Genomic DNA, 8,895 nt, shown 5'->3' on the forward strand with positions numbered 1-8,895 from the left:
GCCCAAAGCGAGAAATTCTCGCCCAGATAGAGGCGGCGTACGTCGGCATTGGCGACCAGTTCGGTCGGGCTGCCGGCAAAGAGCATCTGGCCGCCATAGATGATGCAGGCGCGATCGACGATTTCCAGCGTTTCGCGCACATTATGGTCGGTGATGAGGACGCCGATGCCCCGGTTCTTAAGGTCTTTGACCAGGTCGCGGATGTCGGCGATGGAGAGCGGGTCGATGCCCGCAAAAGGTTCGTCCAGCAGCACGATCGAGGGATTGGCGGCCAGCGCGCGGGCGATTTCGCAGCGGCGGCGTTCGCCCCCCGACAGCGCCATTGCCGCAGAATCGCGCAAACGGGTCAGGCCGAATTCGTCGAGCAGCTGTTCCAGCCGGGCGTCGCGCGCATCACGGTCCGGCTCGGCCAGTTCCAGTACGGCGCTGATATTCTGCGCGACGGTCAGGCCACGAAAGATCGACGTTTCCTGCGGCAGATAGCCCAGCCCCAATATGGCGCGGCGATACATGGGCAGGCCGGTAATATCCTGCCCGTCCAGCACGATGCGGCCGCGGTCGGGGCGGACCAGCCCCATCACCGAATAGAAGCAGGTCGTCTTGCCCGCGCCATTGGGTCCAAGCAGGCCGACCACTTCGCCCTTGCCCACGGTCAACGACACGTCGGACAGGACGACGCGCTTGTCATAGCTTTTGGCGATCGAGATGACCGACAGGCCGTCACCCAGTTCCTGCGGGGCAAGGGGGTGGTGGGCCTGGGCTGGCCGATCCTGGGTGGTGACGTCGTGCATGGTTCGTCCATTCTTGCAGCCAATGGATTGACCGCCAGTAAAAATTGGTCCGCCCGCAGGGCAGTTGGCATTCTTTGTGCATGGGATTGCCGCCGGGGCAAGGGGGAAAATGGCGTGATGAGGCGCGGGCGCGCCTAGCCGCGCACCGGCAAAGCGGTCTGATATTTGGTGACCGACAGCGCAAATTGCGATGATGCGCCCGCGACGGAGGGGTGCTTGAGCAGGGTGCGCATCAGGAAATGCTCATAATCAGCGACATTGGAGGCGACGACGCGCATCAGATAATCCCATTCGCCCGACATGGAATAGCATTCCATCACCTGATCATGATCGCGCACGAACGCTTCGAACGCGGCGATCGAATCGCCCGAAAACTCCTTCATCCGCACATGGCAGAATATGGTCACATCCTGCCCCAGCAGGTGCGGGTCGGCCAGGCGGACCGCGCCGCGCAGCACGCCTGCTTCCTCCAGCGCCTTGACCCTGCGCCAGCAGGATGGGCCGGTGCTGCCGACGCGTTCGGCCAGATCGGCATTGCTGAGCGCGGCGTCACGCTGCAACTCTGCAACGATGCGGCGATCCAAAGCATCGAGTTCAACAAATTTCGTCATGAAATCACCGATATGTGAATTGAAATTACAGTTATACCCTGATTCTCGGCCATTTTGAAAAGCAATTTCGCGCCCGATTTGCGATGCTGGGGCCATGGCTGAAACCCCGCACGCCGAAACCCCGCTGGATCGTCCCGCGCACGCCGCAGAGGACTGGACCGTTCCGCAGGATTGGGACCGCTACAGCGCGGCCGACCATGCGATGTGGGACCGGCTGTTCGAGCGGCAGGCGCGCATGTTGCCGGGGCGGGTGGTGCCGGAATTCATGGCGGGGCTGGACATATTAAGGATGGATCAGCCGGGCATCCCGCGTTTCGACGCGCTGTCCGACCGATTGATGCAGGCGACCGGGTGGCAGGTGGTGGCCGTGCCGGGGCTGGTGCCCGACCGGCTGTTTTTCGACCATCTGGCCAATCGCCGCTTTCCCGCCGGGCGCTTCATCCGCACGCCAAGCCAGGAGGATTATCTGGAGGAGCCGGACGTGTTTCACGACGTGTTCGGCCATGTTCCCCTGCTCGCCAATCCGGTGTTCGCCGATTATATGCAGGCCTATGGCCAGGGCGGGCTGCGCGCCGACGGGCTGGGCGCGATCGAGAAATTGGCGCGGCTTTACTGGTACACCGTCGAATTCGGGCTGATCGACACGGACGAGGGCCTGCGCCTCTATGGCGCGGGGATCGTGTCGTCCAATGCTGAATCGCATTTCGCGCTGGAGGATGCCTCCCCCAACCGGCTGGGCTTTGATCTTCAGCGGCTGATGCGGACGCGCTATAAAATCGACGATTTCCAGCAAAGCTATTTCGTCATCGACAGTTTCGATCAGCTGTTGCGCCAGACCGTCGAGACCGATTTCGCGCCGCTCTATGCCGCGCTGGCGCAGCAAAGCGATCTGGATACCGACACGATATTGCCAGGCGACCGGGTCTTTACCCGCGGGACGCAGGCCTATGCCCATAAGAAAATGCAAGAGGAGCCGAAATGACCACCAGCGCCGACAACCCCCTGGGCCTTAACGGTTTTGAATTTGTCGAATTCACGTCGCCCGACCCCGAAGCGATGGCCGCGCAGTTCGAGGCGCTGGGCTTTACCGCGACCCACCGGCACCCGACCAAGAATATCACCCGCTTCAAGCAGGGGCGGATCAACCTGATGCTCAACCGCGACGATGCGGGCCGGGTGGCGGCGTTTCGCGGGATGCACGGCCCCTCTGCCAGCGCCATGGCCTTTCGCGTCGCCGACCCGCAGGGCGCGATGCAATGGGCGCTGGCCAATGGCGCGCAGCCGACCGAGGAGGATGACACCGTCATCATGGGGATTGGCGGCGCCTATCTCTATTTCATGCCCGACCATGGCGATCCCTATGCCAACTGGGCCGAATTTCCCGGCTGGCGCGAAGCGGAGGCGCGCAACAATGTCGGGCTCGACCTGCTCGACCATCTGACCCACAATGTCCGGCGCGGGCAGATGCGGGTGTGGAGCGAATTCTACCGCACCCTGTTCGGGTTCGAGGAACAGAAATTCTTCGACATCAAGGGCAAGGCGACCGGCCTCACCAGCCAGGCGATGATCGCCCCGGACAAGGCGATCCGCATTCCCCTGAACGAAAGCCAGGACGACAAGAGCCAGATCGAGGAGTTCATCCGCGAATATCATGGCGAGGGTATCCAGCATCTGGCGCTGACCACCGACGATATTTACGGCACGGTCGAAAAGCTGCGCGCGCGCGGCGTGCGGTTGCAGGACACGATCGAGACCTATTACGAACTGGTCGACAAGCGCGTCCCTGGCCATGGGGAGGATCTGGAACGGTTGCGCCGCAACCGCATTCTGATCGATGGCGATGTTGAAACCGAGGGGCTGTTGCTTCAGATCTTTACCGAGCCGATGTTCGGGCCGATCTTTTTCGAGATCATCCAGCGCAAGGGCAATGAAGGCTTTGGCAACGGCAATTTCCAGGCCTTGTTCGAAAGCATCGAATTGGACCAGATACGGCGCGGGGTGGTGAGCGTCGACGCCTGACGCAAGGCTTGGGAGGAGAGGATCGACATGCATTATCTCCCCGGCTGGGGCAATCATCATGCGAGCGAGGCGGTGGCCGGGGCGTTGCCGGTGGGGCGCAATTCGCCCCAGCATGTGCCGTTCGGACTCTATGCCGAACAATTGTCCGGCACCGCCTTCACCGCGCCGCGCCATGACAACCGGCGCAGCTGGCTCTACCGGATGCGGCCAAGCGCGGGGCATCCGCCGTTCCGGCCCTATGGGCGCGATACGCTGATCGTAGCGGGGCAGGTCGATACGCCCAACCGGCTGCGCTGGAATCCGCTGCCTGCCGCCGGGGCGGGGGTGGATTTCGTCGATGGCCTCGTCACGATCGCGTCCAATGGCGATATTGGCGCGGGGACCGGCTGCACGGTGCATCTCTATGCCGCCAGCGCGTCCATGGTGGATCGCGCCTTTTTCAGCGCCGATGGCGAAATGCTGATCCTGCCGCAGCAGGGGCGGCTGCGCATCGTGACCGAAATGGGCGTGCTGGAGGTTGCGCCGTTGCAGGTCGCGCTGATCCCGCGCGGGGTGCGCTTTCGGGTCGAACTGCCCGATGGCGCGGCGCGCGGCTATGTCTGCGAAAATCACGGCGCGCTGTTCCGGCTGCCGGACCTGGGGCCGATCGGTTCCAACGGCCTTGCCAATGCCCGCGATTTCGAGGCGCCGGTCGCAGCGTTCGAGGATGTCGAGCGGCCAACCCGGATCGTGCAGAAATATGGCGGCACGCTGTGGGAGAGCGAGCTTGACCATAGCCCGTTCGACGTGGTCGCGTGGCACGGCAATCTGACGCCCTGTCGCTATGATCTCACGCGCTTCAACACGATCGGCACGGTCAGCTACGACCATCCCGATCCGTCGATCTTCACGGTGCTGACCAGCCCCAGCGATACGCCAGGCACGGCCAATGTCGATTTCGTGATCTTCCCGCCACGATGGATGGTGGCGGAGGATACGTTTCGCCCGCCCTGGTTCCATCGTAATGTGATGAGCGAATATATGGGGCTGATCCACGGCCAATATGATGCCAAGGCAGGTGGCTTCGCACCCGGCGGGGGCAGCCTGCACAATAATATGTCGGGTCATGGCCCGGACGTCGACAGTTGGCGCAAGGCGGTGGATGCCGTCCTTTCGCCCCACAAGATAGAGGAAAGCATGGCGTTCATGATCGAGAGCAGGATGGCGTTTCGCCCTACCCAATGGGCAATGGAAACCCCTTTGTTGCAGGCTGATTATGACGCCTGCTGGCAGGGCTTTCCAAAGGCGCGGCTGCCATGACCGGCTGGTGGACCACCGACGAAACGCATGATCCGGCCCGGACCAGCTGGGTTGCGAGCGCGCAGGGTCATGCCGATTTCCCGATCCAGAACCTGCCCTATGGCGTGTTTTCGCCAGTCGGGGGGAAGGCGCGGATCGGCACGGCGATCGGCGACATGATATTGGACCTGGCGGCCTGCGCGGACGCGGGACTGATCGGGGAAGGGGGTGACAGGCTGCTGCTCCCGACGCTCAACGCGCTGATGGCGATGCCGGTCGACGCACGCCGCGGCTTGCGCCGCGCGATCAGCATGTTGCTGTCTGACCCGGCGATGCAGGCGGCGGTCGAACCGCATCTCTACCCCGCATGCGATTGCACGCTGCATCTGCCTGCGCAGATCGGCGACTATAGCGACTTCTATGTCGGCATCCACCACGCCACCAATGTCGGTCGCCAGTTCCGGCCCGACAATCCGTTGCTGCCCAATTATAAATATGTGCCGATCGGCTATCATGGCCGGGCTTCGTCGATCCGCCCGTCGGGGCAGGCGCTGTTGCGTCCCTGCGGCCAGCGCAAGGCGCCCGATGCCGACGCGCCCGTCTATGGCCCCAGCGTGCGGCTTGATTATGAGCTGGAAATGGGGGTGTGGATCGGCCAGGGCAATGAGCAGGGCGCGCCCATTGCCATTCATGACGCGGCGGATCACATCGCCGGCTTCTGCCTGCTCAACGACTGGTCGGCGCGCGATTTGCAGGCGTGGGAGTATCAGCCGCTCGGCCCCTTCCTCTCCAAAAGCTTTCATTCCACCATTTCGCCCTGGGTCGTGACAGCGGAAGCCATGGCGCCGTTCCGCATCGCCCAGCCCGCGCGGCCCGATGGCGATCCGGCGCCCTTGCCCTATCTTGCCGATGCCGATGATCAGGCGCATGGCGCGCTTGGCGTGATGCTGTCTGTCTATCTCCTCAGCGCAGCGATGCGCGATGCGGGCATGGCGCCGATGCGCCTGAGCCAGGGTCCGGCCAGCAATCTCTACTGGACGGTGCAGCAGATCGTGACTCATCAAGCGTCCAATGGCTGCAACATCATGCCCGGCGATCTGCTTGGCACAGGCACCATTTCCGCGCCGACTAGGGACGGTTTTGGCAGCCTGCTGGAATTGTCCGTAGGGGGCAAGGAGCCGCTGAGCCTGCCCACAGGCGAAACCCGCGCCTTTCTGGCCGATGGCGACGAAATCATATTGCAAGCGGTCGCGCAGGCGGATGGATTCGTGCCCATCGGCTTTGGCGAATGCCGGGCGCAGGTCTTGCCGGCACGGGCGTAAACGGCCCGCATTGATCCTGCGCCACGCAGCAGGTTCAATCGGATGCGCCACAGGCACATCGCAAAAATGGCGGTCGTTCCGGGGCTGGAGGGGAAACCCGGAACGACCGCCAAACATGCAAGGCGGCGATGACTGCCGCGTTGCACGGGGCGCTTAGTCGAATTTGAAGCGGACGCCCAAGGCGAAGGTGCGGTCGATCAGCAAGGTGCTGGAATTAAACTCCGTCGGGTTGCCTACATCGCCGAACTTGTAATAATTTTGCTGCTTCGCCTTGGTGATGTTCACAGCATCGAAGGTGATGCCGATATCTTCGTTCAGGTTCAGCGTCAGCTGGAAGTCCAGGCTCTTTTCCGGCGCGCGCCACATGCCGATCGGGTTGGCGAAGGCGCGGGCTTCATTGTTGTTCAGGAACCCCTTGCGCCAGATATAGGACAGGCGCGCGCCGACCGGGCCTTTGTCATAGGCCAAAGTGGCGTTGTAGGACAGTTTCGACACGCCGAAGAAGGCTGACTTGGCGGTGCCGGTGATTTGCCCGGCATTGTCGACGACCGGGATCGTCTGTTCCGAATCCAGGATCGTCGCGCTGCCGGTAAAGCCCAGGCCGTCGAGGACCGAAGGCAGGTAGGAGGGGAAATAGGTCAGCCCCAGTTCCAGCCCCTTGAGCGTGCCGTTGGATGCGTTGGCCGGGCGGGTGATGTTGAAAAATTCGGTATAGGTTTCGTTGCGGGGCAGATAATTGTTCGGAATGAACTCCCGCACGGTCAGCGGCACGACCAGGCCGTCGATCTTGCGCTGGAAGGCGGTGGCGTAGATGGCGCTGTTGCGTCCGAAATACCATTCGATCGCCAGGTCCATATTCTTCGACTGGGTCGCCCGCAAATTGGGGTTGCCCGACGATCCGGTGCCAAAACCAACGCGCGACAGGTCGCCCGTCAGCGCCAGATTGGGATTGAGGTCGCCAAAGGCCGGACGACGCAGCGTTTCGCCATAGTTGAAGCGGATGCGCAGATTGTCGGTGATATTGTAGCGCGCGGTGAAGGACGGCAGGAATTTTTCCGACCCTGTCGATACGGTGGTCCGGGCGAACCCATTGCCGCGATCAAAATAGTCATATTCGGTGTCGATCGCGACGAAGCGCACGCCACCCTGCAACTGAAGCGGACGACCGAAAATTTCGATCTCCCCATCGGCCAATATATAGGCGGCGAGGTTCGTTTCGTTGATGCCAAAGACATGGCCGAACGTCATCTGGTCCGACAGCAGCAGGCCGGGCGCGACGGCGCGGTACAACTGGCGCACGGCATCCTTGTTCATGCTGCGCGGATCGGCCAGCACCCAGCTGGTCGGAATGTCTGCGCGCCCGTCGAAGAAGCCGCTATTGGTGAAGGGGCTGCCCTCGCCAAAGGCGTCGAGCGTCACGCCAAGGCCACCGGCGCCCTGATCGCGCACATAGCTGTCGGCCTTGCGGCTGTCATAGCGCCAGCCCGCCTTGATCCGGCGCAGAAAGCCGTCGTCCCACTTATATTCGCCGTCCAGCATCATGGTCAGCGCGCTGCCGGTATTTTTCGTGCCGCTGTCGAACAGATTGCCCACGGTCCATTTGCTGGCGTCGGTCAGCACGTCCTGATTGCCGAAGCTGTAGGCGGGCAGGCCGCCGCCTGCGTTGAAATCGATGTCGAGATCGAGCGGGCCGCGATCGGTGCGGATGGCGAAGAAGGAGGTTTCGTTCTTGCTGTCCTGATAGGCCAGGTCGGCGACGATCTTGCCGTTGGCGCCGACATCCCATTTCGCGTTCAGCGCATAGACATAGCTGTCGGTGCGGTTGGTTGCCATGTCGCCGCTGTTGAAGCCTGCGACCGCGCCCACCCGGCGCGACTTGATGATGTTCGTGCCTTCATAGAGTTCAAAGCTGTTGGCGACGTCCGCGGGCAGATTGCCCCACCAGTCGGCGAAGCTGAAATGCAGGCTGTTGAACGTCTCGCCCCGGAAGCCGGTGTAAAAGACTTCGGCGGTGTAGACCGAACTGTCATTGGGCGCCCATTGCAGCGCGGCGTTGATCGAGGGGCGTTCACGCTTGCCGTACAGGTCGGACGCGATGACGGCGTCGCGCGACAGATAATAGGGGGTGGCGACGCCATTGATGTTGAGCGTCGATCCGGGGGCGGTCGGCAGGCCCGCGTCCAGGCCGGGCGTCCAATTTTCGTTACTGCCGCCGGGGAAAATGCGTTGCAGCGGCGTCAGGCCCGAACCGGCGGGCGGCGTTTCGGTGGCAAAGGGCACCATCGCGCCGGCCTGCAGATTCTGGTTGCGATATTGCGCCCTGGTATAGCTGGCATTGACCAGCAAGCCGATGTCGCCAATGCCGGTTTCCCACCGATCGCTGACGAGCAGGGCGACGTTGGGATTATATTTGTCCGCCAGTTCCGAATAGACGCCACGCGCCAGGCCGGAAATGGTGAAGCCGTCAAAGTCGAGCGGGCGACGGGTCTGGACGTCGATCTGGCCCGCCAGGCCGGTTTCAAGCTGATCGGCCGAGCGGGTCTTGTAGACGTCGATCCGGCTGACCAGGTTCGCGGAAATATCCTGCAGCGCGAAGGATGTGCCAGCGGCGGTGAAGATGTTGCGGCCGTTGAGCGTCGTCAGCGGATCTGTCAGGCCGCGGATGGTGATGCCCGCGGTTTCACCCCCGGCGCGGTCGGTGACCTGAATGCCGGTGACCCGCTGGAGCGCTTCGACGACATTATTGTCGGGCAGCTTGCCGACATCTTCCGACACGATCGAATCGACGATCTGGGTCGAATTCTTGCGGACATTGAGCGCGCCGACAATCGATGCGCGCACGCCGGTCACCACGATGTCGGCGGTGTCATCGGC

The 8,895-nt window shown here is 62.6% G+C and carries 7 protein-coding genes; 4 read left to right on the forward strand and 3 right to left on the reverse strand.

What is annotated here, in order from left to right:
- Positions 1 to 791 (reverse strand): LPS export ABC transporter ATP-binding protein (lptB, locus tag SX1_RS23295; RefSeq protein ID WP_019054713.1); only part of this gene is annotated, 791 nt, incomplete at its 3' end.
- Positions 792 to 925: 134 nt separating this feature from the next.
- On the reverse strand, positions 926 to 1,402 hold the full coding sequence (locus tag SX1_RS21225; RefSeq protein ID WP_017183793.1) for an Lrp/AsnC family transcriptional regulator: 477 nt from the start codon (positions 1,400 to 1,402) through the stop codon (positions 926 to 928).
- A gap of 94 nt (positions 1,403 to 1,496) precedes the next feature.
- Here SX1_RS21225 and phhA point away from each other — a divergent pair, with 94 nt between their 5' ends.
- From phhA to fahA, 4 genes are read left to right on the forward strand one after another with little or no spacing between them, the layout of a single operon-like run.
- Positions 1,497 to 2,384: a phenylalanine 4-monooxygenase gene (phhA, locus tag SX1_RS21230; RefSeq protein ID WP_019054714.1), complete on the forward strand. Its 888-nt coding sequence runs from the start codon at positions 1,497 to 1,499 to the stop codon at positions 2,382 to 2,384.
- Positions 2,381 to 3,421, forward strand: a complete 1,041-nt coding sequence (gene hppD, locus SX1_RS21235) for a 4-hydroxyphenylpyruvate dioxygenase (RefSeq protein ID WP_019054715.1) — start codon at positions 2,381 to 2,383, stop codon at positions 3,419 to 3,421. The genes phhA and hppD overlap by 4 nt, the downstream gene beginning before the upstream one ends.
- 27 nt (positions 3,422 to 3,448) lie before the next feature.
- On the forward strand, positions 3,449 to 4,720 hold the full coding sequence (gene hmgA / locus SX1_RS21240; RefSeq protein WP_019054716.1) for a homogentisate 1,2-dioxygenase: 1,272 nt from the start codon (positions 3,449 to 3,451) through the stop codon (positions 4,718 to 4,720).
- Positions 4,717 to 6,021, forward strand: a complete 1,305-nt coding sequence (fahA, locus tag SX1_RS21245; RefSeq protein ID WP_019054717.1) for a fumarylacetoacetase — start codon at positions 4,717 to 4,719, stop codon at positions 6,019 to 6,021. Before hmgA ends, fahA begins: the two co-directional genes overlap by 4 nt.
- A gap of 153 nt (positions 6,022 to 6,174) precedes the next feature.
- On the opposite strand, the gene SX1_RS21250 is transcribed toward fahA, so the two are convergent.
- Positions 6,175 to 8,895, reverse strand: a 2,721-nt coding sequence (locus SX1_RS21250; protein ID WP_019054718.1) for a TonB-dependent receptor, incomplete at its 5' end; no start/stop codon positions are given.

Source organism: Sphingobium xenophagum NBRC 107872 (assembly GCF_000367345.1).
Lineage (GTDB): Bacteria > Pseudomonadota > Alphaproteobacteria > Sphingomonadales > Sphingomonadaceae > Sphingobium > Sphingobium xenophagum.